Genomic DNA, 23,440 nt, shown 5'->3' with positions numbered 1-23,440 from the left:
GGTGCGCGGCCGCCATCAGGCACGATGGTGCCGATGGCCGAGCCGCAGGACGTCCCCGCGAGCGGGTACCTCGTCGTCCGCGCTTCCGGCGCGGCGGCCGCGCGTGCCGCGATCGTCGGCGGCAGCGCGGACCCCGAGGGCATCCAGCTGCTGCTGCGCTGCCCGGTCCCGCGGGCGGTCGCCGAGTCTGGCGCGAAGCTGACGTACGCCGACGCGACGCTGCACCTCATGCCGTCCGGCGTCGTGCTGCTGACCGTCGCGGCGGCGAAGCTGTCGATCTCGTTCGCGGAGCTGCGGCCGCTGATGTTCCGGCCGGTCGAGGTCGACGCGCCGTTGCGGTCGCTGTTCGCCGGGGCGGTGGCGCACGTCCTGGCGGCCGGCCCGCGGCTCGACCCGCACGGGCTGGCCCACCACCTGCTGGGCCTGGCCGAACTGGTGCTGCGCAGCGCGTTGCGCGTCGAACTCGATCGGGTGGACGCTTTGGCGGCGCGGAGGCGCGAAGCGCTCGAGTACATGCGCGCGCACCTCGGCGAGCAGTCGCTCGGCGCGGACAAGATCGCCGAAGCGCTGTACATCTCGCGCCGGCGGCTGTACCAGCTCTTCGACGACGGCCAGGGCGTCTCGGAACGGCTGAAGGGCCTGCGGGTCGAGCGCGCGAAGGCGTTGCTGGCGGACCCGGCGAAGGCGGCGCGGGGGATCGCGGAGATCGCGCGGGACTGCGGGTTCACCAGCGCCCCGCACTTCTCGCGGACGTTCCGCCGCGCGACGGGCCGGACCCCGCGCGAGTTCCGGGAGCAGGCGCTGCGGGGGTGAGGTCGACGCCGGCGACGAGCGTCCCGGCCAGCCCGGCGACCTCCAGCCACCCGCGGCCGCCGGGGGAGTGGAGCGTGAACACCGCCGCGCGCGGCCGGTCCGGGTCGAGGACGACGGCCTGCAGCTGCGCGCCGGACAGGCCGATCCGCTCGACGATCACCACCGCGTAGCCGCGGCCGGTCCGCGCGTGGCTGACCTCGCGGATGCCCGGGGTGGTGTCGGCGACGAAGTGGCCGAGGTCCGCGGCTTCCTCGATGGTGCCGTCCACCGGGACGACGCCGGCGATGAGCAGCGCGGGGTCCGCGTCGCGGTGTTCGACCAGGGCGAGCAGCCCGGCCCGCTGCCGGTGGGCGATCTCCGCGCTCTGGACGGCGGCCGCCTCCAGGCCGAGGTCCCGGGCGGCGTCGGGGCCGCGCAGGCGGGCCATCAGCGCGTGCAGCTCGGCGCTGGTGCGCTCGACCGAGTCCAGGCTCACCGGGGTGATCCCCGGAACGGCGGGCAGTTTCACCGGCCACCCAGGGCCGCGGCGAACGCGCCGACCGCGCCCGGTGGCGGGGTCACCGGCACGACGGGGGTCTTCGCGACGGTGACGCCCAGCTCGCGTCCGACGGTCGAGAAAGTCTCCAGATGTGTTGTCACGCCACGGAAGTCGGGTGCGCTCGGCAGGGGCGCGCCGTCACCGAGGGCCCGCAGCCGGTCAGCGACGCGGGCTGCTTCGGTCGTGTGGACGCGTTCCAGCTCGCGGGCTTCGGCGAGGACGCGGTCGAGGTCGTCCTGCCGGGCGGTGAGGCGGGTGCGGGCGGCGGTGAGGTTCGGCTGCGTGGCGGGGGAGAACTGCGCTTCGGTTTCGGCTTGCTCGACGTCGTCCTGAGCGGTGGTGACGGCTTGGCGGGCGGCGGTCGCCTGGCGGTCGAGGTCTTCGGCGCGGCGGTGGTGGGCGAGGAGGGTGCCGGCCCAGTCGTCGAGGATCGCGGCGGCCGCGCGCAGGGCTTCGGGGACGGCGGCGAGGCCGGCCGCGGCTCGTGCGGCGCGGTCCGCGAGTGCTCGGGCGGATCGGCCGGCCCACTCGGGGATTTCGCCGGGGGAAGGGGCTTCGCCGAGCTGTGCGGCCGCGGCGGTGTAGTGGCGCGCCGCTTCGGAGACGGCGTCGGGCCGGCCGGGGACCGGGTCGAAGCCGAGGCCGCGGAACTCAGCCATCGGCCCGGCCCAGCTCGTCGGCCGCCGCCGCGTCGGTCGTCCGGTAGGCCTTCGCGGCCGTCCGGACTCCGGCGGCCGCCGCGGCGAAGTCCGTTTCCACCGCCCGTATCCTGCCCGACCACTCGCCGGTCAGCGCGGCGAGCGCGGCCGACACCGCCAACGGACCCAGTTCCCCGGAAGCCGCCGTCTCGACCTGGGCCGCCGCCGCGGCGTACTCCTCCGCCGTGTCCTCGAGCCGGAGCGCCAGCGCGTCGAGCGCCGCCGGGTCCGCGTGGAAGCCGCTCATTCGCCGAACACCGGGGGGTAGGCCGGGGGCAGGTCGTCGAGCAGGTCGTAGCCGTCCGCGTACTTGTCGCGGTGCTCGGTGTCGTCCTCGCGTCGCGCGCCCTGGCCCGGCGGGTACATGCCGTACCCGGTGCCCGCGCCGCGACCGCCCGCCGCGCCGGGGCCGAAGCCCGAGGCCGCGGCTCCGAAGCGCCCCACGCCGGCCCGTCCGCCTTCGCCGAGCGAGCCCGGACCCGAGGCACCCGCACCGGCCGGACCTGAGCCGACGAAGCCGGCGAAGCCCGGCCCGGACGAAGTCCCCGGCGACCCAGGCACACCGATCACCCCGTCGACGCCACCCGGCACACCGGCGCCGGTGAATGTGGGCGGCAAGGCGGAGGCGGTCGATGTCGAGTCGTCCGGCACCTGAGATGGGCTCTCGGGAACCGGCGGGTCCTGGACGACAGAAGGCGGCACGCGCGGAGCCACGACGTCGGAGCTCGCCGCGCTCACCTGCGGCGCGGTGTCGAACGCCGGGGGCAGGCGGTGCCGGACGTCGTGGCTCGCGCCCTCGTACTGCTCCATCACGCGGACCGCCTCGGCCTTGGCGTCGTCCGCCTGCTTCTTCGTCGGCAGCTTGTCGTCGAGCAGCTCGTCCAGCATGTACGCGCCCTGGGGCCCGTCGAGCCGCTTGACCGCGTACCCCTCCTTGAACCACCGCTCGGCCCAGTAGTGCACCGGTTCCGGCATCTTCCGCCGGGCTTCGCCGATCGCCGAGGTGTACGTGTCGAGGCCGTCGCCGATGTGCCGGGCGTTCTCGCCCGCCGTGCTCGCCCAGCCGGTCAGGCGCTGCACCGAGTCCGCCGCCTGCGCCGCCGACGGCCCGCGCCACGACAGCAGCAGCTTCTGCACCAGCGTGTGCACGTCATCGGTCGCGGTGTCGACGCCCCGGGCGAGCTCGGCCCACCGGTGCGCCTGCTCGCCGAGCCTCGGCGGGTCGGCCGACTGCACCATGTCCCACAGCTCGCGGTGGTCGTAGCTGTCCCAGTTGATCTTGCCGAACGTGCCTTCGCGGTTGTTCACGGCTTTCTCGCGACGCACCCGCCGCGCCTTCGCCTTCTCGCGCGCTGTGGGCTCGTGGTGCGTGGAGTGGAACTCAGGCATCGCGCTCACCCACCCGCAGCGCCGCAGCGGCCTCTTCGTCGTTGCTCCGGTGCGACGACGCGACGACGTCGAGCGCCTGTCGCAGCGAAGCGAGCTCGGCGAGGTACGACTCCAGCGCGGCCTGCACGCCCCCGGCCTCGGCGCCGCCGCGCAGCCCGAACGAGCGGCGCATCCAGTGGGAGACGGGCCCCTTGCCGTCGGCCAGCGGGGTGCCCAGCTCGCGGGCGCTTTCGAGGTAGCCGGACAGCTCCTGGTGACGTGCGTCGAGGGCGTTCTTGGCGGCGTCGATCTCGGCGTAGTCCAGCTCGAGGACGTCGGTGTCGTCGGCGACCAGCGCGGCCGCGCCGGTGCCCTGCGGCTTCTCGACCCCCGAGGCGCCCTCTCTCGGTCGGTCCTTCTCGTGCTGGTGCTCCGCACGCAGCTGCCGCCGCGCGTCGGCCTCGTCGCGCACAGTCGCCATGGAGGTCCTTCCCTTGCCACCCAGGCGTCCATCCTGGCCAATGCGCGGCGCGATGAGAAGAGAACCCCACCCGGGTGCACGGGTGGACACGAAGACTGCACAGGCGGATAGGGCAGGATGTCCGGATGATCCCGCGTCGTGCGTTCGGAGCCGTTCTCGCCGCCCTCACCGGGCTCGTCGTGCTCGCCGGGCCGGCCTCGGCCCACACCGAGCTGGAGTCCAGCTCGCCCGCCGAAGGTGCCTCGCTCGCGGCCGCGCCGACGGAGGTCCGGCTGACCTTCGGCGAGCCCGTGACGCTGCCGCCGGAGGCGGTCAAGGTCACCGGCCGCGACGGCACCGCCTGGCAGGTCGGCACCCCGGTGGCGGCCGGCGCGGTAGTGACCGCGCCGGTGACCCCGGCCGGACCGGCCCAGGCCTACACGCTGACCTGGAAGGTGATCGCGAAGGACGGCGACAACCTCACCGGCACCCTCCACTTCACCCTTGCCGCCGCGGCCTCGAGCCCCGCGGCGACCAGCCCCGCGCCGACGACGTCCGCGCAGCAGCAGGCCCAGGCTCCCACCGCCCCGACCGCGGTGGACACCAGCGGCATCCCCGGCTGGATCTGGATCGTGGTCGCGGTCGTCGGCCTGCTCGCGGTCATCATCGTCGGCCTGCGCCAGCTGAGGGGCCGCGGGAAGGACTGAGCTACTCCTCGCGCGGCACCGTCACCACCCACCGCTCGGGCCGCCGGCGCAGGTAGCCCCACCAGTACAGCGCCGACACCAGCAGCACCCCCGCGGTGATGCCGAGGTCGAGCGCGCTCTGCTCGACCAGGACGTAGGCCAGCGCCGCGACGGCGAGCACCGGCACCACCGGCCAGGCCGGCATGCGCCACACGTGCGGCCTCCGGTGCGCCGCCCGGCGGGCGCCGAGCGCGGCGGTCGCGACGCTCAGGTAGAGCGCGACGACGGCGACCCCGGTGACGCCGCTGAGCGTGTCCACCGGCACGAAGCAGAGGACGGCTTCGGACAACCCGACCACCAGCGTCGCGACCCACGGCGCGCCGAACCGCTCGCTCACGACGCTCATCGCGCGGTTCACCGGCGCCGGCCACGCCCGGTCCCGCGCGGACGCGTAGAGCACGCGCGAGTTCTGGATGACCATGACGATCACCGCGTTCACGATCGCCGCCGCGATGCAGAGGCTGATCGCCGCGCCGACGGCGGAGTTGCTCCAGCCGGTGACGAGCGCGGTGAGGTCGACGCCGGCGAGCGCGGCCGCGTCCGGCACCGCGAGGGTGACCGCGACAACCGGCACCAGGATGACCAGCGCGCTGATCCCGAGCGTCCAGAAGACGGTCCGGGCGACGGTCTTGCGCGGCTCGCGCATCTCTTCGGCGAGGTAGACGGCGGTGCTGAAGCCCTGCACGACGAACAACGCGACCGCGAGCCCGGCGACGACGGCGATCAGCCCGATCCCGCTCGTGCCGAGGCTGGGCTTCAGCAGCACGGCCGGGCTCTGCGCGGTGTGCGTGAAACCCAGCAGGGACACGACGAAGATCGCGACGACCTCGATGACCAGGAAGATCCCGGTGATCCAGGCGTTGGAGCGCAGGTTCAGCAGGCCCATCACGGTCGACGCGAGCATCACGAGCGCGCCCGCCACCGAGGGGTCGACGTCGGCGACGGCGGCGACGTAGTCGGCGACGCCGATCGCGATGATCGGCGGCACGACGAGGATGACGATGAACGACAGCATGAACGTCAGCCAGCCGGCGAACCGGTTCGCCACCGTCGTCACCATCGCGTATTCGCCGCCGGCGCTCGGCACCAGCGTGCCGAGCTCGGAGTAGCAGAAGGCGATGCCGACGCAGAGCAGCACCGCGAGGGCGATGGCGAGCGCGGTGCCGGTGCCGAGGTCGGCGAACAGCGGCGGCACGAGGACGAACAGCGACGACGCCGGCGTCACGCAGCTGAGCGTGAGCAGCGTGCCGCCGCCGACGCCGATGGACCGGGTCAGTGTGCGTGGTGCGGCAGGCGCGGCGGCGGTGCCGGTTTCGGGCGGGGCGGGAGTGCGGGGCATGGGCGTTCCCTCCGGCCGGGGGCAAGGTGCGACGGATGGAACAGCACCGATTCGGTGTTGTCAACGGCCTGAATTCGACTAAATCCGTTGCCTGTCTCCACGCACGCCTTCGGATCCAGTGACCTTCCGTGACGAACTCACCGCGTTTGCCCTGCGTCACCCAAGTCGGGGATGATCCGGGTTGTGAGCAGCCAGGACACCCCGAGCCGGCCCGCGCCGCCGGTTCTCGACGACATCTCGCGGCAGATCATCGCGCAGCTCCAGGAAGACGGCCGCCGCGCGTACGCGACGATCGGCAAGGCGGTCGGCCTGTCGGAGGCCGCCGTCCGGCAGCGGGTGCAGCGGCTGTCCGACTCCGGCGTCATCCAGATCGTCGCCGTCTCGGATCCCTTGCAGGTCGGGCTGTTCCGGCAGGCGATGATCGCGATCACCGTCGAGGGGCCCCTCGAGCCGGTCGGCGACGCACTGGCCGAAATGGACGAAATCGCGTACGTGATCCTCTGCGCCGGGCGCTACGACCTGCTCTGCGAAGCCGTCTGCGCGGACGACGAGGCGCTGCTCCAGCTGATCTCGACGCGGATCCGCGCGTTGCCGGGCGTCCGGCACGCGGAGGCGATGGTCTACCTCAAGCTGCGGAAACAGACGTACCAGTGGGGGTCTCGCTGACCGTGACGACTAAATCCGAAGGTTGTCCTCAGTGGATGAACGTGAATTAGTCGGCCAGATTCGTCTGGACGACTGAATCGCTTGCTTCGATAGGTCGACGCGTGCGATAACCGAGGCATGACCACTACCGCCGACCTCGCCCCCGTCGACGCCGCCGGCCTCGCCCGGAAGGCCCGCAGCAACCTTTGGATGCACTTCACCCGCCACTCCGCCTACGACGAAACCGACGTCCCGGTGATCGTGCGCGGCGAGGGCCCGTACATCTGGGACGCCCGCGGGAAGCGCTACCTGGACGGGCTCGCCGGCCTGTTCGCGGTCCAGGTCGGCCACGGCCGCGAGGAGCTCGCCGAGGCCGCCGCGCGGCAGACGAAGCAGCTCGCGTACTTCCCGCTGTGGGGCCACGCGCACCCGACGGCCATCGAGCTGGCCTCGCGGCTGGCCGACACGGCTCCCGGCGACCTGAACCGCGTGTTCTTCACGGTGAGCGGCGGCGAGTCGGTCGAGACGGCGTGGAAGCTCGCCAAGCAGTACTTCAAGCTCGTCGGCAAGCCCACCAAGCACAAGGTGATCAGCCGCGCGCTGGCCTACCACGGGACGTCTCAGGGGGCGCTGTCGATCACCGGCATCCCGGGTGCGAAAGCCGACTTCGAGCCGCTGGTGCCGAGCACCCTGCGCGTGCCGAACACCAACTTCTACCGCGCGCCGGAGCATGCCGACGACTACGAGGCCTACGGGCGCTGGGCCGCCGACCAGATCGAGCAGGCCATCGAGTTCGAGGGCGCCGACACCGTCGCCGCCGTGTTCCTCGAACCGGTGCAGAACACCGGCGGGTGCTTCGTGCCGCCGCCGGGCTACTTCGCGCGGGTGCGCGAAATCTGCGACAAGCACGACGTCCTGCTGGTGTCCGACGAGGTGATCTGCGCGTTCGGCCGCGTCGGGTACGACTTCGCCGCCAAGCGCTACGGCTACCAGCCGGACATCATCACGACGGCGAAGGGCCTGACGTCCGGGTACGCGCCGCTGGGGGCGGTGCTGGCTTCGGAGCGGTTGATGGAACCGTTCACCCACGGTGCGACGACGTTCATGCACGGCTCGACCTACGGCGGGCACCCGGTTTCGTGCGCGGTCGCGCTGGCGAACCTCGACCTGATCGAGCGGGAAGGGTTGTACGACCACGTGCTCTCGCGGGAGGACGCCTTCCGGTCCACTTTGGACAAGCTGACCGACCTGCCGATCGTCGGGGACGTCCGGGGTGCCGGGTTCTTCTACGGCATCGAGCTGGTGAAGGACAAGGCGACCAAGGAGACGTTCAGCGCCGCGGAATCCGAGCGGGTGCTGCGCGGGTTCCTGTCGGACGCCTTGTTCGAGGCCGGGTTGTACTGCCGGGCCGACGACCGGGCCGAGCCCGTGGTGCAGCTGTCGCCGCCGCTGATCTGTGACCAGCGGGAATTCGACGAGATGGAGCAGATCCTGCGGGACACCCTTACCCAGGCTGGGAAAATGCTGTAGGCGCGCCTCCGGCCCCCGGTTTCCAGGCTAGCCGAGGGCACCGACAGTTTCGGGTGCGCGGCCCTTCGTCATCCACACCGGCCGGGGTGACTCGAGGGAGGCGTTGGCCCGAAAGGGCGGGGAATCGCGCGTTCCCCGCCCTCGCGCGGGTTTCTGGGTACCGTGGACCGCAGGGGGACCGGGGGGAGCGGCCGGTGACCGGCCCGCCCGCGTCCGCGCCGACCGGCCGCGCACCCGGGAGGAGAACCCGATGCCCGCGACCACGGACACCCCGCGCCTGCCGTTCGAGCGGCCGAACGTCCTGGAGATCGCCCCGCTCTTCGAGGTGCTGCGCCGGGAGGGCCCGGTCGTGCCGGTCACCACCCCGACCGGCGATCCCGCCTGGCTGGTCACCGGGTTCGAAGAGGTCCGCGCGGTGTTCACCGACCCGCGCTTCGGCCGTTCGCACCCGGCGCCGGAAACCGCGTCCGCTTTGTCGGAAGCGGCGATCCTCAGCCGGCCGCAGGGCGACCACGAAACCGAGCACGTCGAGCACGCGCGGATGCGGAAGATGCTCGTGCCCGCGTTCTCGGCCAACCGGATCCGGCGGCTCGCCGGCCACGTCCAGGAGCTGGCCGACGGCTGCTTCGCCGCGATGGAACGCGCCCGGCGCGCGGACGAGCCGGTCGACCTGCACGAGCACCTGTCGTTCCCGCTGCCCGTGCTGGTGATCTGCGAGCTGCTCGGCGTCCCGTACGAAGACCGCGACACGTTCCGGGTGCTGTCCGAGCGGATGGGCCGGATGGACATCGGCTCCGGCGCCGAAGCAGCGCTCGACGAGTTCGCGGCGTACACGGCTCGGCTGGCGGCGGCCAAGCGCCGCTCACCGGGCCAGGACGTCGTCTCGGACATGGTGCGCGCACAGGCCGAAGACCCCGCCTTCACCGACGACGACCTCGCGCGGCTGGCCGCCGGCCTGCTGTTCGCCGGCCACGAGACGACGTCCAACCGGATCGACCTCGGCGTCCTGTACCTGCTCACCGACCTCGCGCGACGCGACGCGCTGGCCGCCGACCCCGAGGGCCGGACGCACGGCGTCGTCGAGGAGATCCTGCGGCTGTCCGCGCCGGGCGGGCTCGGGGTGCTGCGGTACGCGCACGACGACGTCTCGCTGGGCGGGGTGACGATCGCCCGGGGCGACGCCGTCGTGCTGTCGCTGGCGGCGGCGAACCGGGACTCGTCGGTGTTCCCCGCCGCCGCGGAATTCGACCCCGGGCGCAAGCCGAACTCGCACGTGGCGTTCGCTTACGGCGGCTGGTTCTGCATCGGCGCGAGTCTCGCCCGCACGGAGCTGCGCGTCGTGTTCGGCTCGCTGTTCCGCCGGTTCCCGGGACTGCGGCTGGCGGTGCCGGTCGAGGAGCTGGAGGTCCGGACGAACCGGGTCACCGGGGGAGTGGACCGCGTGCCGGTCCTCTGGTAGACCTGCGGCGGCCACGACAGGAGGAAAACGTGACCCTGTGGGACAAACTCGGGATGGACGACAAGCTCATCAAGGTGCTGGGCGAGATCCCGCCGGGGCCGGACGCGTCCGAGTTCGGCCCGGCCTACGTCACGATCCACCAGCTGGCCGTCGAGCTGGACCAGCGGTTTCCCGAGGTGCGCAAGCAGCTGGACGTGCCGCTGGGCGGCGGTGCGACCCGGCACGCGGGGCTGGTGGAGCTCCTGGGCAAGGAACTGGTCGAGAAGATCAAGCGCTACGGTGACGTGTACCCGATCGAAGCGGCCCAGCTGTCTTCGGTGCGGTTCCGCGAGCTGCGGCTGCGCGGCCCGGGTGGGCGTGACCTGGTGGGCGCGTCGCGGACCGACCTGCCGCTGATCCGCCTGCGACCCAAGGACTGACGATGCTCCCGCCTCCGCCGGTCCGGGTCCTGGTGGCCGAACGCGACCCGGCGGTGCGGTCCCGCCTGGGCGCCCTGCTGGCCGAGGCCGACGGCATCGAGGTGATCGGCACGGCGGCCGACGCGACGGCGGCCCGGACGACCCTCCGGAGCCGGCTGCCGGACGTGGTGCTGCTGGACCTGCGGCTGGCGCCGCTCGGGCCGGTGTTCCGCCGCCCGGCGGTGGTGGCCCTGGTGACGTTCGACTCCGACGCGGGGATCCTGCGGGCGCTGCGGGACGGGGCTTCGGGGTACCTGCTGCGCTCGGCGCGGCGCAACGAGCTGATCAAGGTGGTCCGGCTGGCGGCGGACGGGCACGTGGTCCTCTCACCCGACGCTTCCCGCCGCCTGGTGTCCGCGGCGACGCGGTTGTCGGGCCCGCGGGACGAGCGGCTGGCCGGGGTGGACCGGTTGTCCGTGCGGGAGCGGGAGGTGCTGGCCGGCATCGGATCCGCGTTGACGAACGCGGAGATCGCGTCGCGGCTCGGGGTGGAGGAGCCGGAGGTGCGAAGCCTGGTGACGCAGGTCGTGCGGAAGCTGGGGTGCGCGCACCGGACCGAGGCGGGGCTGCTGGCGTACGAGCGGGGGCTGTGCCGGCCGGGACATTCGTGAGCCGAGATGTCATGAACGACTCTTTCCTGTCGTCGGATGGCAGGAAAGAGTCGTTCATGACGGTCGAGCCGCCGCCGACCGCGCGTGCCAGGCGCGACCCCCGACCCGGCCTGGCCCCGGTACTCGAGGTGACCTGCCGTGAAGGGCACCCTCAGGGCTTATAGAGCCGTGAGGGTGCCCTTCAGGGCGTTGGTCAGAAGCCCGCCAGGGCGTGGGGGACTCCCAGTCCGGTCGGGGCGTCGTAGCCCGGGCCCGCTACGCACAGGTAGTCGTTGCCGCACTTCTTTCCGGCGCCTGCCGGGTCGTTGTTGCCCGCCGTGATGTCCGTGAACGAGCCTGCCTTCGCGTAAATCGTCGAGGGCTGGGTTGTTCCCGCGTGTCCCGAACGGCCGATCAACCCCGCGATGTACGGGGCCGACGCGCTGGTGCCGTTCGCCGGGAGCCAGCCTCCGGCGTCCGTGTAGTGGATCGCGATGTCCTCGGCCGCCGCCGCGATGTCCGCGACCGTTCGCTTGCCGCAGTGCGTGTCCTTCTGCCACGACGGCTTCGCGATGTACGCCGAGCAGCCGCTGCCGCCGTACTGCCACGCCGACTCCGTCCAGCCCCGGGCCGAGGACGGGTCACGGGCCAGCGTCGTCCCGCCGACCGCGACCGTCGTCGGCAGGACCGCCGGGTAGTTCGCCGCCGTGAAGCCCGCGTCGCCCGAGGAGGCCACCACCGTCACCCCCGGGTGCTGGTAGTGGCTCGCGAACGCCAGCGGGGCGCCGCTTTCCCGGGCGCCGTAGCTGTTCGACACCACCGGAGCGCCCAGGCGCACCGCGGTGTCCTCCGTCTCCGCCAGGTCGGCGAACCCGGGCGTGTTGCCCTCCACGACCAGGATCCGGCACGACGGGCACGCCGCCGACACCATCGAGACGTCCAAAGTGGACTCCAGCGCCCAGCCGAAGTCGGCTTGCGGCAGAGGCGCGGAAAGACCCTGCTGGTTCACTTTGCGGAAGCAGCCGTTCGCCGTCGTGCACGGCGGCAGGCCGTACTGCGCCCGGTAGGCGGCGAGGTCGGCCTCCAGGTTCGGTGCGTCGTAGGCGATCGAGATGCCGACGAGCGTGTCCGGCCCCGCGTCGGACGGCAGCCCGTACGCCGACGCCAGGTCGTCGGCACCCCAGCCGGCGGGGCCGTCGGCGAAAGCCTGTACCGGTGTGTACGTGGTCAGGCAGCGCAGCAGGCCCGGACCCGGGTCCGGGCACGCCGCCCGCGGTACCGGTGCGGCGGACGCGGCCGGGGCGAGAGCCCCCACGGCGAGCACCACGGCGCTCAGCACGCCGATGATCGATCTGTGCACAGTGGACCTTCCCCTCAGGACGGGTAGACGTGGTAGGCGGCGGTGATCGACTCGGTCACGGTTGCCCCGGCCGCGTCGGAAGCCGAGACGCGCAAGGAGACGTCCCCGCCGCGGTAGGCGTCCGTGGTCGCGGTGAAGTCCGCGTGGAAGACGCCGTCGCCCCGAGCGGTGACAGCTGCGTCCTGCCAGGTCGTGCCGTCGGTCGAGTACTGCACCGTCGCGGCGGTCACCGGGGAACCCGCGCTCTGCTGCAGGTGCCCCACCGTGAGGTCGAGGCCCTGGGGACCCGACGGCGTCGAGCCGTCCGGCCGCAGCCCGCCGACCGCGTACCCCAGCGTCAGCATCGGTTCGACCGCACACGCCCGGTCCCGGCCCTCCGCGCCGCGCGCGCAGTACAGGGCCGGCGGGAGCGTGCCGTCGGCGTGCTGGGACTTCCACGTCCATTCGGTGTGGGTGGCCGTGCTCTGGTGGTACATCGGACCGGTGCGGCCCGCGTCGATCGTGAGCCCCAGCGTCGACGGCCCGGCCGCGACCTCCTGCTCCAGCGCCAGTTCGGTCGCTCCCACCGGGTCGCCCTCGGCGATCGTCGCGCCGTCCTGGGTCAGCGTGTAGTGCCCGGTCATCGTGTCCGTCGGCTCGCCGGAGAAGCCGAACCCGGTGTGCCCGGGCTGGTTGTCGCTGAACGGCGTGATCGACAACCGCAGCAGGTCACCGGCGCGCGTCGCGGCCGGGATCTCCGGCGCGCTGCCGTCGGACAGCGGCAGCAGCGCCACGCCGCCCGCCGGGTGCAGCGGGAACTTGTTCCAGTCCTCGGTCACCGAAGTTCCGCCCTGGTAGGCGTGGAACGGCTCGTACTGGCCCCCGGCCCAGGCCGGGAACGGCCCGGGCGGCATGTACTTCGAGAACCCGCCGAACCAGCGCAGATCCGGCGCCGCCGAGACGTACTCGGTCTGCTTCCGGGGCAGTTCGATCGGGTGCGACACCCGGCCGCTGCTGTCCTCGAAGGAGAACATCCCGCTGCGCTGCCGCCGGCCCAGCGTCGCGTACTCGCTGAAATAGGTGGCGTTGACCGCGGCGACGTCCTTCGCCGTGATCACGTACCGCTGCTGCGGAATCGTGCCTGCGCTCGCCTTCTGCAGCACGTATTCGTACGGCGTGCCCGGCCCCGGCGGGGACACGAGCCTGCTGTACGGGTACGTCTGCAGTGCGCCGGTCCGGACCGGCGCGGTCGTGGGGGACACCGCGATGGGCACGCCGGGCCCGGCGTCGAAGTCGACGAGCAGCGCCGGCCCGGTCTTCGCGGCCCGGCGGAACAGGAAACCGGTGTCGTCGAGCAACGCGGGCCGCGGCGTCACCCAGGTCACCTTGCTGGCGGCGCGCGAAGCGTCCACGCGGACGGTCTTGTCCGCCTTCACCGCGAACTCGGGCTGCGCGCTGAACCGCACCTCGGTCGGGTTGCCGTCGGCGTCGGCCGTCCAGAACAGGCCGAGCGCGCTGTAGTTCCCGTCCGGCGCGCTGAACTTCGCCGTGCCGCCCGAGAAGTAGTTCACGTTCTCGGTCGGGTCGAGCAGGTTCCCGTCGTCGGTGTTGTACAGGAACGCGACGCCGGTGTCGGCCGGCTTGCCGCCGATGTCGGCGGCGTCGACCGACACCGTGCGCATCACCGAGCGGGGCTGGGCAGCCCGCCGCGCCGGTGCCCCCGAGAGCGCGAAAGTCTTACCCCCGGCGAAGAGCCCCTGACCCCCGAAGCGGCCCCTCGCGTTGTCCTCCTTGAACTGCTTCGCCAAAGCGGCGCCGAACTCCGCCGGGTCGACCGGGGCCGAAGCACCGGTCAGGAGCGCCTGGACGTCGAACAGGCCCAGGTCCAGCCCTCGCCCCAGGTAGGGAAGCGCGGTGCCGGGAACTTCGTAGTCGCGTTCGCCCAGCCGCAGGTGCACCAGCGCTCGCGCCATGCCCTTCTCCGCGGCCGGCTGGACGTCGTAGGAGGAACGGCCGTCGGGTGTGGTCCGGACGGTGACCCGTTCCCCGGTGGGCAAGGTGGCGGCAGCCGCTGTCGTAGCAGCCACCGCGGTGGGCGGGGCGAGCCCGGCCAGCCCCGCCGAACCGGCGAGCAGGACCGCGAACACCGAAAGTCTTCTTCGCACTGGCACCTCCGTGTGGTGGTTGATCACCACTACCGACGAGCCAGACGCCGGACCCGTTGAGCCCGGTTCTCGATCTTCCGGAAGTTACCTCGAACGGGTCAACCACCGAGAGTCAGGAATGCGCCGCCGGCACCGGCCGCGCGACGCCGAAACCCCCGTACGGACCGGCTTTCGCGCGCTTGCGGACCTCGTCGAAGTGCCGGTGCACGGCTTCGGCCGCGGCGTCGGCGTCGCGCAGCAGGAGCGCGTCGACGATGACCTGGTGGCGTTTGGCGGTGGTCGTCGCGGACGACGCCGGGCCGCCGAGCTCGCTTTCGGCGATCCGGTAGACGTCCCAGAACAGCCCCGTCAGCTCGCGGGCGAGGTCGAACCCGGCCTCGGCGCAGATGAGGTCGTGGAACTCGCGGTCGGCTTCCGCGGCGTCCGGGCCCTTGCGCTTCATCCGCGCGACGCAGGCCTGCAGCTCCTCGACCAGGCCGGGCCGGTGGTCGGTGGCGACGCGGCGGGTCAGCTCGGTCTCGAGCATCTCCCGCACCTCGAGGAGGTCGCGCAGCCGCCCGACGTCGGTGGCGCCGCGCGCGCGGGTGCGGAACAGCAGCCAGGTCTGCAGCGACTCCGACCCGGCGGAGCCGACGAACGTGCCGTAGCCGTGGCGGATCTCGACGATGCCGAGGGCCTGCAGGGCCTTGATCGCCTCGCGGATGGAGTTGCGGCTGACGCCGATGTCCTCCATCAGGCTCAGCTCGGTGGGCATGGGTGCGCCCGGCGGGAGCTCCCGCTCGACGATGAGGTCGATGATGCGCTTGGTGATCTCTTCGCTGCGCTGCGGACGGGCCACTGCTGTCCTCCCCGGATGCGTCGTGAGAGGACATCCTACGTCATACGTCCAGAAGGGTTGACCAGCACGCGAACCCATCCTAGGCTCACGCCGGTCATAGGACGTCCCATGTCCTACCGTTCGAGGCCCGCAGGAGACAGCGATGTCCCAGAGCCCGTCGCTCAGCCGCCGCCAGTTGCTGCGCTACACCACCTTCGCCGGGGCGGCTTTGGCGTTCCCGACCGTACTCGCCGCGTGCGGCGGGCCGGCGTCCACCAACAAGACCGGCAGTACGGCCGGCTCGCTGACCGCCGTGATCGGCTACGGCAACAACCAGACGTGGGACCCGCTGCAGACCGCGTCCGCGTTCTCGATGGCCGCGATCCTGCACTGCTACGAGTCCCTCGTGGAGGGTGACCCGATCACCCGCGCGCCGTTCCCCGGCCTGGCGAAGGCCCTGCCCGCCGACGCGAGCGGCACGAGCCTGAAGTTCGACCTCCGCGACGGCGCGAAGTGGCACGACGGCCAGCCCGTGACCGCCGACGACGTCGTCTTCACCTACGCGCGGGCGCTCGACGACAAGGAAAACGTCCTCATCCACAGCTTCTTCTCCACGTGGCTGAAGGAAGTGCGCAAGACCGGTGACAGCTCGGTCGAGTTCGTCCTCAAATTCCCCTTCCCGTACGCGCTGCAGCGGATCCAGTGCTGCAAGATCGTCCCGAAGCACGTCTACGACGGCAAGTGGGCCGACGCCGCGGCGGGCAAGGTCATCGGCTCCGGCCCCTACAAGGTCGTCGAGCAGGCGCCGCTTTCCCACACCAGCTTCGAGAAGTTCGCCGACTACAACGGCCCGCGCCCGGCCGCCTACGACAAGATGCTGTGGAAGTCCATCGTGGACTCCGCGCCGCGCGTCGCCGCGATCTCCGGGGCGAAGCCGGACGCGCAGATCGTGGAGAACATCCCGGCCGCCAACGCCGACCAGCTCCGCGCGGCGGGCCGGACGGTCGAGTTCGCCGATGGCGGCAACAACCTGTTCCTGCTCTTCAACACCCAGCACGCGCCGTTCGACAACAACCTGGTCCGGCAAGCGCTGCACTACGCGATCGACAAGAAGAAGATGATCGAGATCGGGCTGAAGGGCGCCGGTTCGCCCGGCACGTCGTTCATCAACCCGAAGCTCCCGTCGTCGCAGCCCGCGTCGCAGGACTTCGTCTACAACCCCGACAAGGCGAAGCAGCTGCTCCAGCAGGCCGGCGTGAGCGGGCTCAAGGTCACGCTGTCCACGACGAACACCTCGCTGGTCGCCGACTGCGTCAAGGTGATCAAGGAGGGCTGGGACGCGATCGGCGTCCAGACCACTTTGGACTCCCAGGACACCAAGGCGCTGTTCTCCAAGCTGGACGCCGGCACGGACTTCCAGGTCGTGGCCACGACCAACAACCCGATGCAGTTCGGCAACGACCCCGACCTGCTCATCCGGTACTACTACGACGCCAAGTCGATCCTGACCAGCAAGTACGCCCGCTGGACCGGCGCCGACGCCCAGTCGCTGCTCGCCCTGCAGGACCAGGCCGCGGCGGAGGCCGACGAGGCCAAGCGGACCACGCTGAACAAGCAGCTGCTGGACCGGATCTCCGAGCAGGCCGTCATCTACCCGGTCGTGTTCACCCAGCTCGGCACCGCGTGGGACCCCAAGGCGATCACCGGCGTGCACGCCCAGGGCTACCCCGGCATCTACCTGAACCAGGCCAAGCCGGTCTGAGCGAGGAGAGGACCCGTGGCCGTCGTCGTGCGGATGCTGCTGAGCCGCATCCTCGCCCTGATCCCGCTGCTGCTCGGCGTGATCCTGTTCGTGTTCATCGTGATGCGGTTCGCGCCCACCGACCCGGCGCTCGCCGCGTTCGACGGCGCGAACGCCACCGCCGAGCAGCTCCAGCAGTTCCGGCTGGAGAACGGCCTGCTCGACCCGCTGCCGCTGCAGTACGTCCACTTCGTCTGGCACCTGGTCCAAGGGGACTTCGGGACGAGCGTGATCACCAAGCAGCCGGTCGGCGAGACGATCGCGACCGCGCTGCCGCTGACCGTCCAGCTGACCCTGCTCGGCCTGGTCATCGCGCTGGTGACGTCGCTGGTGCTCGGCGTGACGTCGGCGCTGTTCCGCGACCGCTGGCCGGACAAGGTGATCCGCGTGGTCACCCTGGCCGGGGTCGCGGCACCCGCGTTCTGGGTCGCGCTGCTGCTGGTGCAGTGGCTGGCCGTCGACCGGGGCCTGTTCCCGACGAGCGGCTACGTCAGCCCGGCCGACTCCGTCGGCGGCTGGCTCAACTCGCTGACGCTGCCCGCGGTCGCCCTGGCGCTGCCGGTGGCCGCGCAGCTGACCCGGGTGATCCGGACGTCGATGGTCGAGGAGCTGGACCGCGACTACGTCCGCACGGCGCGCGGCGGCGGCCTGCCGCCGGTGGTCGTCGTCGGGCGCAACGTGCTGCGCAACGCGCTCATCACCCCGCTCACCGTGCTCGGCCTGCGGGTCGGCTACCTGCTCGGCGGCGCGGTCGTGATCGAGACGATGTTCGCGCTGCCGGGAATGGGGCAGAACATGATCCAGGCCGTCAAGGACGGCGACACCGCCAAGGTGCAGGGCTTCGTGATCACGATCGCGATCGGGTTCGTCCTGGTCAACCTGATCGTCGACGTCCTCTACCTGATCGCCAACCCGCGCCTGCGGAGCCACGCGTGAAGCGCCTGCGCGGGTCGTGGCCCGCCCTCGCCGTCCTCGGGGTCCTGGTGCTCGTCGCCGTCGTCGGCACGCTGGTCGCCACGCACAACCCGGACGCGCTGAGCACCGACACCGGCGGCCCGAGCGCCGCGCACTGGTTCGGCACCGACACCTCCGGCCGCGACATCTTCTCCCGGCTCGTCGCCGGCACGCGCTGGTCGCTCGCCATCGGCCTGGGGGCGGTGGCGCTCGCGCTCGTGTCGGGGGCGGTGATCGGGGCGTTCGCCGCGACGTCGCACCGCCGGGTGGACGCGCTCGTCATGCGCGTGCTCGACGTCATCATGGCGTTCCCGGGCATCGCGCTCGCCGCGGTGCTGGTCGCGGTCTTCGGGCACGGCATCGCCGTGCTGATCCTGGCCATCGGGTTCCTCAACATGCCCCCGGTGGCCCGGGTCATCCGCGCGAACGTGCTGGCCCAGTACGGCGAGGACTACGTCGCGGCGGAACGCGTCATCGGGGCCCGCCGGTTCTTCGTGCTGACCCGGCACGTCGCGATCAACTGTGCCGCCCCGGTGCTCGTGTACAGCACGATCACCGTGGCCGACGCGATCGTGTTCGAGGCGTCGCTGTCGTTCATCGGCGCCGGCATCCAGCCGCCGGACCCGTCGTGGGGCTCGGTCCTGGCCGACGGCAAGGACCTGGTCCTGACCGGCGGCTGGTGGGCGACGCTCTTCCCCGGCCTGCTCATCCTGATCACGGTGCTGGCGCTCAACATCCTGTCCGAGCGGATCTCCGACGCCTGGGCCGCGCCTTCGGCCCGCGCGGTCAAGGCGGCCGAGGTCGCGAAGGCCGTCGCCAAGAGGGAAGACGCCGACACCGCGCCCGTCCTGCCGATCGCCGGCCTGCGGGAAGCGGGGGAGCGGCTGGCCCGGGCGGCCCGGTCCCTGGACCAGCGCGAGACGGTGCTCGAAGTCGACCGGCTGGCGATCGCGTTCCCCGGCCGCCACGAAGGCGTCGACGTCGTCGACGGGGTGTCCTTCAGCGTCCGCGCCGGTGAAGTCCTCGGCCTGATCGGCGAGTCCGGCTGCGGCAAGACGCTCACCGCGTTGTCGATCCTCGGCCTCCAGCCGGCGGGTGCCCGGGTCTCGGGCCAGATCCGTTTCGCCCAGCGCGACCTGCTCGCGCTGAGCTCCGGCGACCGCCGCCGGCACCTCGGCCACGACATCGCGATGATCTACCAGGACGCGCTGAGCTCCCTCAACCCGGCGATGACCATCCAGGCCCAGCTCAAGCAGTTCACCCGCCGCGGCGGCACCCGCACCCCGGCCGAGCTGCTCGAGCTGGTCAACCTCGACCCGGGACGCACCCTGCGCGCGTATCCCCACGAGCTGTCCGGCGGCCAGCGCCAGCGCGTGCTGATCGCGATGGCGCTCTCGCGGGACCCGAAGCTGATCGTCGCCGACGAGCCGACCACGGCGCTCGACGTCACGGTCCAGGCCCAGATCATGGCGCTGCTGCTGCGGCTGCAGGAGGAGCTCGGCTTCGCGCTCATCCTCGTCTCGCACGACCTCGCGCTGGTGTCCGAGATCGCCGACCGCGTCGTCGTCATGTACGGCGGCCAGGTCGCCGAGCTGGGCAGCACCGCCGAGGTCGTCGGCTCGCCCCGGCACCACTACACGCGCGGGCTCCTCAGCGCCGTGCTGTCGCTGGAGGCCAGCGATGCCCGGCTCACCCAGATCAAGGGCGTCGTCCCGGCTCCGGCGGAGTTCCCGGCGGGCTGCCGCTTCGCCGACCGCTGCCCGGCCGCCCGCGCCAAGTGCCACGAGGAGACCCCGGTCCGCTTCGGCGAGCCCGTCGCCCACCTCGTCGCCTGCCACTTCCCGGCGGTCGACATCGCTCGTGAGAAGGAGGCGACGGCGTGAACCTCCTGGAGCTCGACGGCGTCCACGTCGTGCACAAGATCCGCGGCCGCGGCCTGTTCGGCCACGACAACGTCTACGCCCTCACCGACGCCCACCTCGTCGTGAACCCCGGCGAGACGATCGGCGTCGTCGGCGAGTCCGGCTGCGGCAAGTCGACCCTGGCGAAGGTGATCGTCGGCCTGCAGCCGCCGACCGCGGGCACGGTCCGCTTCCGCGGGAAGCCCTTGGACGAGGGGTTCGGGCGCGAGGTCGGCCTGGTCTTCCAGGACCCGTCGACCGCGCTCAACCGCCGCCTCGCCGTCGCCAAGATCATCCGCGACCCGCTCGACGTGCACCACGTGGGCACCCCGGCCGAGCGCGACGACCGCGTCCGCGAGCTGATGTCGCTGGTCGGCCTGCCCGCCAGCGCCGCCGACGCGGTGCCGGGCCAGCTCTCCGGCGGCCAGCGCCAGCGCGTCGCCATCGCGCGGGCCCTGGCCCTGCGGCCGGCGCTGCTGGTCGCCGACGAGCCGACGTCCGCCCTCGACGTCTCGGTCCGCGCCCAGATCCTCAACCTGCTGCTCGACCTGCGCGAACAGCTGGAACTGGCGATGGTCTTCGTCTCCCACGACATCCAGACCGTCAAGAAGATGAGCGACCGCATCGTCACGATGTACCTCGGCCGGATCGTCGAAGAAGCCCCGGCGACCGCGTTGCCGGACGAGGCCCGGCACCCGTACACCCGAGCCCTCTTCTCGGCGACGCCCAGCCTGCTCCACCAGGTCGAGCCGATCGTCCTCACCGGACCGGTGCCCTCGGCGACGAACCCGCCGAGCGGCTGTCCGTTCCGCACCCGCTGCCCGGAGGCGACCGACGAGTGCGCGGCCGACCTGCCGCCGCTCGCCGCGGCCGACGGCCCGCCCGGGCACACCTACCGCTGCATCCATCCCGAGATCCCTACCGGAGTGAGCGCCTGATGCCGAAGTTCGCCGGAATCGTCCCGCCGCTGTGCACGCCGTTCAACGACGACTTCAGCGTGGACACCGACTCGCTGCGGCGCCACGTCGAGATCCAGCTCGACGCCGGCGTGCACGGCGTGTTCGTCCTCGGCTCCTCCAGCGAGGTCGCCTTCCTGCCCGACGCCCAGCGCCGGGTCGTCGTCGAGACGACTGTCGACCAGGTCGCCGGTCGCGTCCCGGTCCTCGCCGGCTGTATCGACATGACGACATTGCGGGTCGCCGAGCACATCCGCACGGCCGAGGCCGCCGGGGCCGACGCCGTCGTCGTCACCGCCCCCTACTACACGCGGACCCACGTCGCCGAGATCGACCGGCACTTCCGCCTGCTGCACGAGCGCACGGCGCTGCCGATCGTCGCCTACGACATCCCGGTGGCCGTGCACACGAAGCTCGACGGCGGGATGGTCCTGGACCTGGCCGCCGACGGCGTCCTCGCCGGGCTCAAGGACTCCAGCGGCGACGAAGCCGCGTTCCGTGCGGTGCTGCTCGGCAAGCGCGAACGCGGCCTCGACTCCTTCGCCGTGTTCACCGGGTCCGAGCTGCTCGTCGACGCGGCCCTGGCGATGGGCGCCGACGGCGCGGTGCCGGGCCTCGGCAACGTCGACCCGGTCGGGTACGTGCTCATCCACGACCACTTCAAGTCCGGCAACCTCGCCGCGGCGCGCCGCGAGCAGGAGCGCCTGCTGAAGCTGTTCTCGATCACGTCCGTCGCGCCGCCGAGCCGGATGGGCCGCGGCTCCGCCGGGCTCGGCGCGTTCAAGGCCGCGATGAAGATGCGCGGGTTCATCGACAACGCTGTCATGGCTCCGCCGCAGCTGCCCCTGGACGACGAAGAACTGCTGCGGATCAAGGAGAAGCTCGCCGAAGCCGGTCTGCTCTGATGCTCCGCTACGGCGCCGACTACAACCCGGAGCACTGGCCCGAAGAGGTCCGCCGGGAAGACCTGAAGCTGATGGCCGAAGCCGGCGTCACGATGGTGACCGCGGGGATCTACTCGTGGGCCGGCGTCGAACCGCGGCCGGGTGAGTACGACTTCGGCTGGTTCGACGACGTCATGGCGGGTCTGGCCGGCGCCGGCGTGGAGGTGTGCCTGGCGACGATGACCGCTTCGCCGCCGCCGTGGCTGTCGCACGCGCACCCGGAGATCCTCCCGGTGCGCGCCGACGGCGTCCGGCTTTCCCCGGGCGCCCGGCAGCAGTTCTGCCCGTCGAGCCCGGTCTACCGCTCCCATGCCGCACGGCTCGTCGAACAGCTGGCCACGCGGTACGCGGGGCATCCGGCGCTCGCGATGTGGCACGTCGGCAACGAGTACGGCTGCCACATCCGCGCCTGCTACTGCGACGAGTCCGCGGCGGACTTCCGCCGTTGGCTACGGGACCGTTACGGCACGATCGACGAGCTGAACGCGGCCTGGACGACTACCTTCTGGGCTCAGCGCTACTCCGGGTGGGACGAAATCCTGCCGCCGCGCGTGGCGCCCACGTTCCCGAACCCCGCCCAGCAGCTGGACTTCCACCGGTTCTCCTCCGACGCCTCGCTCGGCTGCTTCCTGACCGAGCAAGCCGTGCTGCGGCGGATCACCCCCGACACGCCGATCACGACCAACTTCGTCGGCCTGGTGCAGAAGGCCCTCGACTGGCACACGTGGACGCCGCACGAGGACGTCGTCAGCCTCGACTCCTACCCCGATCCCCACGACCCGCGCGCCCACGTCGAAGCCGCGTTCGCCTACGACCTCGTGCGGTCCACGAAGGACCAGCCGTGGATGCTGCTCGAACAGGCGCCGAGCGCGGTGAACTGGCGGCCCCGCAACAGTCCCAAGCCGCCGGGCGCGATGCGGCTCGGCAGCTGGCAGGCCATCGCGCAGGGTGCCGACGCCGTGCTGTTCTTCCAGTGGCGTCAGACCAGCGGCGGCGCCGAGAAGTTCCACTCGGCGATGGTTCCGCACGGCGGCCGCGACACCCGGACGTTCCGGGAGACGGCCGCGCTCGGGCAGGAGCTGGCCCGCGTGCCGGAACTGGCCGGGACGCGCGTGCGGGCCGACGTCGCTCTCCTGCACGACTGGCCGAGCTGGTGGGGCCTCGAACTCGACTCGCACCCGGCGGCGCTGGAGCAGCTGGAGACGCACCTCGCGCACTACGCGCCGTTGTTCGACGCCAACATCACCTGCGACGTCGTCCATCCGTCGCGGGATCTCACGCGCTATCAGCTCGTCGTCGTCCCGAACCTGTATCTGCTGGAACAGGCTTCCGCGGACAACCTGCGTGCGTACGTCACGGGCGGCGGGCACCTCGTGGTGTCGTACTTCTCCGGCATCGTCGACGGGTGCGACCGCGCCTACCTGGGCGGGCATCCCGCACCGCTGCGGGACATCCTCGGCCTGCGGGTCGACGAGTTCTGGCCCGTGGACTCGATCTCACTCGAGTTCGCCGACGGGACAACGGGTTCCGGGTCGATCTGGTCCGAGTGGATCGAAACCGAAGGCGCCGAGGTGATCGCGTCCTTCGCCGCCGGGGACCTGGCCGGGCGGCCCGCGATCACGCGGCACCGGTTCGGTGCCGGCGTCGCCTGGTACGTCGGCACCCGGCCCGATCTGGGCGCACTGTTCGATCGCGTCACCGCCGAAGCCGGCGTGACGCCGGTGCTGACGGCGCCGGCCGGTGTCCAGGCGGTCGTCCGGCACAGTGCGGAAAGCGCTTACCTGATCCTGCTCAACCACGGCACCGAGCCGGTCACCGTCGACCTGCCGCACGCCGCGCCGGACCTGCTGGGCGACCCGTCACGGCCGCTGCGCGAGGTCCGGCTCGCCCCGCGAGGTGTCGCCGTCCTGAAGGGATGA

The 23,440-nt window shown here is 72.0% G+C and carries 22 protein-coding genes; 13 read left to right on the top strand and 9 right to left on the bottom strand.

Going from position 1 to position 23,440, the window contains the following annotated elements:
• The first annotated feature begins 33 nt into the window (after window positions 1–33).
• Complete coding sequence (locus AB0C38_RS17820) at window positions 34–813, top strand: helix-turn-helix transcriptional regulator (protein WP_360673918.1); 780 nt, start codon at window positions 34–36, stop codon at window positions 811–813.
• Here AB0C38_RS17820 and AB0C38_RS17815 read toward each other — a convergent pair.
• The 5 genes from AB0C38_RS17815 to AB0C38_RS17795 are packed head-to-tail and all read right to left on the bottom strand — an operon-like array spanning window position 725 to window position 3,898.
• Window positions 725–1,321, bottom strand: a complete 597-nt coding sequence (locus tag AB0C38_RS17815; protein ID WP_360673915.1) for a hypothetical protein — start codon at window positions 1,319–1,321, stop codon at window positions 725–727. The genes AB0C38_RS17820 and AB0C38_RS17815 overlap by 89 nt on opposite strands.
• Complete coding sequence (locus tag AB0C38_RS17810; protein ID WP_360673913.1) at window positions 1,318–2,010, bottom strand: hypothetical protein; 693 nt, start codon at window positions 2,008–2,010, stop codon at window positions 1,318–1,320. Before AB0C38_RS17810 ends, AB0C38_RS17815 begins: the two co-directional genes overlap by 4 nt.
• Window positions 2,003–2,296 (bottom strand): type VII secretion target, encoded by a 294-nt coding sequence (locus tag AB0C38_RS17805; protein WP_360673910.1) that lies wholly within the window; start codon window positions 2,294–2,296, stop codon window positions 2,003–2,005. Before AB0C38_RS17805 ends, AB0C38_RS17810 begins: the two co-directional genes overlap by 8 nt.
• Window positions 2,293–3,438 carry a PPE domain-containing protein gene (locus tag AB0C38_RS17800; protein WP_360673907.1) on the bottom strand — a complete coding sequence of 382 codons (1,146 nt, stop codon included), beginning with the start codon at window positions 3,436–3,438 and terminating at the stop codon, window positions 2,293–2,295. The genes AB0C38_RS17805 and AB0C38_RS17800 overlap by 4 nt, the downstream gene beginning before the upstream one ends.
• Window positions 3,431–3,898, bottom strand: a complete 468-nt coding sequence (locus AB0C38_RS17795; protein WP_360673904.1) for a hypothetical protein — start codon at window positions 3,896–3,898, stop codon at window positions 3,431–3,433. The genes AB0C38_RS17800 and AB0C38_RS17795 overlap by 8 nt, the downstream gene beginning before the upstream one ends.
• Window positions 3,899–4,023: 125 nt before the next feature.
• Between AB0C38_RS17795 and AB0C38_RS17790 the strand changes: the two genes are divergently transcribed.
• Window positions 4,024–4,584 (top strand): copper resistance CopC family protein, encoded by a 561-nt coding sequence (locus tag AB0C38_RS17790; RefSeq protein WP_360673901.1) that lies wholly within the window; start codon window positions 4,024–4,026, stop codon window positions 4,582–4,584.
• 1 nt (window position 4,585) lies between these two features.
• On the opposite strand, the gene AB0C38_RS17785 is transcribed toward AB0C38_RS17790, so the two are convergent.
• A complete protein-coding gene (locus AB0C38_RS17785; protein WP_360673899.1) occupies window positions 4,586–5,962 on the bottom strand; it encodes an APC family permease in 1,377 nt (458 codons plus the stop codon).
• Window positions 5,963–6,133: 171 nt separating this feature from the next.
• Between AB0C38_RS17785 and AB0C38_RS17780 the strand changes: the two genes are divergently transcribed.
• From AB0C38_RS17780 to AB0C38_RS17760, 5 genes are all read left to right on the top strand, one after another.
• Window positions 6,134–6,628, top strand: coding sequence for an Lrp/AsnC family transcriptional regulator (locus AB0C38_RS17780; protein ID WP_360673896.1), 495 nt, complete (start codon window positions 6,134–6,136; stop codon window positions 6,626–6,628).
• A 117-nt stretch (window positions 6,629–6,745) separates the two neighbouring features.
• Window positions 6,746–8,137, top strand: coding sequence for an aspartate aminotransferase family protein (locus AB0C38_RS17775; protein ID WP_360673893.1), 1,392 nt, complete (start codon window positions 6,746–6,748; stop codon window positions 8,135–8,137).
• 250 nt (window positions 8,138–8,387) lie between these two features.
• Complete coding sequence (locus AB0C38_RS17770; protein WP_360673890.1) at window positions 8,388–9,596, top strand: cytochrome P450; 1,209 nt, start codon at window positions 8,388–8,390, stop codon at window positions 9,594–9,596.
• 29 nt (window positions 9,597–9,625) lie between these two features.
• Entirely contained in the window at window positions 9,626–10,015 is a 390-nt protein-coding gene (locus tag AB0C38_RS17765; protein WP_360673887.1) for a hypothetical protein, read from the top strand.
• 2 nt (window positions 10,016–10,017) lie between these two features.
• Window positions 10,018–10,665 carry a response regulator transcription factor gene (locus AB0C38_RS17760; protein WP_360673885.1) on the top strand — a complete coding sequence of 216 codons (648 nt, stop codon included), beginning with the start codon at window positions 10,018–10,020 and terminating at the stop codon, window positions 10,663–10,665.
• Between the two features lie 193 nt (window positions 10,666–10,858).
• On the opposite strand, the gene AB0C38_RS17755 is transcribed toward AB0C38_RS17760, so the two are convergent.
• The 3 genes from AB0C38_RS17755 to AB0C38_RS17745 all read right to left on the bottom strand — a co-directional run bounded on the left by AB0C38_RS17755 (window position 10,859) and on the right by AB0C38_RS17745 (window position 14,986).
• Entirely contained in the window at window positions 10,859–12,004 is a 1,146-nt protein-coding gene (locus AB0C38_RS17755; protein WP_360673882.1) for a S8 family serine peptidase, read from the bottom strand.
• A 14-nt stretch (window positions 12,005–12,018) separates the two neighbouring features.
• Window positions 12,019–14,148 (bottom strand): hypothetical protein, encoded by a 2,130-nt coding sequence (locus AB0C38_RS17750; protein WP_360673879.1) that lies wholly within the window; start codon window positions 14,146–14,148, stop codon window positions 12,019–12,021.
• Between the two features lie 112 nt (window positions 14,149–14,260).
• Window positions 14,261–14,986, bottom strand: a complete 726-nt coding sequence (locus AB0C38_RS17745) for a FadR/GntR family transcriptional regulator (RefSeq protein ID WP_360673876.1) — start codon at window positions 14,984–14,986, stop codon at window positions 14,261–14,263.
• 142 nt (window positions 14,987–15,128) lie between these two features.
• Here AB0C38_RS17745 and AB0C38_RS17740 point away from each other — a divergent pair, with 142 nt between their 5' ends.
• From AB0C38_RS17740 to AB0C38_RS17715, 6 genes are read left to right on the top strand one after another with little or no spacing between them, the layout of a single operon-like run.
• Window positions 15,129–16,727: an ABC transporter substrate-binding protein gene (locus AB0C38_RS17740; protein ID WP_360673873.1), complete on the top strand. Its 1,599-nt coding sequence runs from the start codon at window positions 15,129–15,131 to the stop codon at window positions 16,725–16,727.
• 15 nt (window positions 16,728–16,742) lie between these two features.
• Complete coding sequence (locus AB0C38_RS17735) at window positions 16,743–17,702, top strand: ABC transporter permease (protein ID WP_360673870.1); 960 nt, start codon at window positions 16,743–16,745, stop codon at window positions 17,700–17,702.
• Window positions 17,699–19,603, top strand: coding sequence for a dipeptide/oligopeptide/nickel ABC transporter permease/ATP-binding protein (locus tag AB0C38_RS17730; protein WP_360673867.1), 1,905 nt, complete (start codon window positions 17,699–17,701; stop codon window positions 19,601–19,603). The genes AB0C38_RS17735 and AB0C38_RS17730 overlap by 4 nt, the downstream gene beginning before the upstream one ends.
• On the top strand, window positions 19,600–20,559 hold the full coding sequence (locus AB0C38_RS17725) for an ABC transporter ATP-binding protein (RefSeq protein ID WP_360673864.1): 960 nt from the start codon (window positions 19,600–19,602) through the stop codon (window positions 20,557–20,559). Before AB0C38_RS17730 ends, AB0C38_RS17725 begins: the two co-directional genes overlap by 4 nt.
• Window positions 20,559–21,482 carry a dihydrodipicolinate synthase family protein gene (locus AB0C38_RS17720; RefSeq protein ID WP_360673861.1) on the top strand — a complete coding sequence of 308 codons (924 nt, stop codon included), beginning with the start codon at window positions 20,559–20,561 and terminating at the stop codon, window positions 21,480–21,482. Before AB0C38_RS17725 ends, AB0C38_RS17720 begins: the two co-directional genes overlap by 1 nt.
• Window positions 21,482–23,440: a beta-galactosidase gene (locus AB0C38_RS17715; RefSeq protein WP_360673858.1), complete on the top strand. Its 1,959-nt coding sequence runs from the start codon at window positions 21,482–21,484 to the stop codon at window positions 23,438–23,440. Before AB0C38_RS17720 ends, AB0C38_RS17715 begins: the two co-directional genes overlap by 1 nt.

It is taken from the genome of Amycolatopsis sp. NPDC048633 (assembly GCF_040650695.1).
GTDB lineage: Bacteria > Actinomycetota > Actinomycetes > Mycobacteriales > Pseudonocardiaceae > Amycolatopsis.
This window is presented reverse-complemented; position numbering and strand designations above follow the sequence as displayed.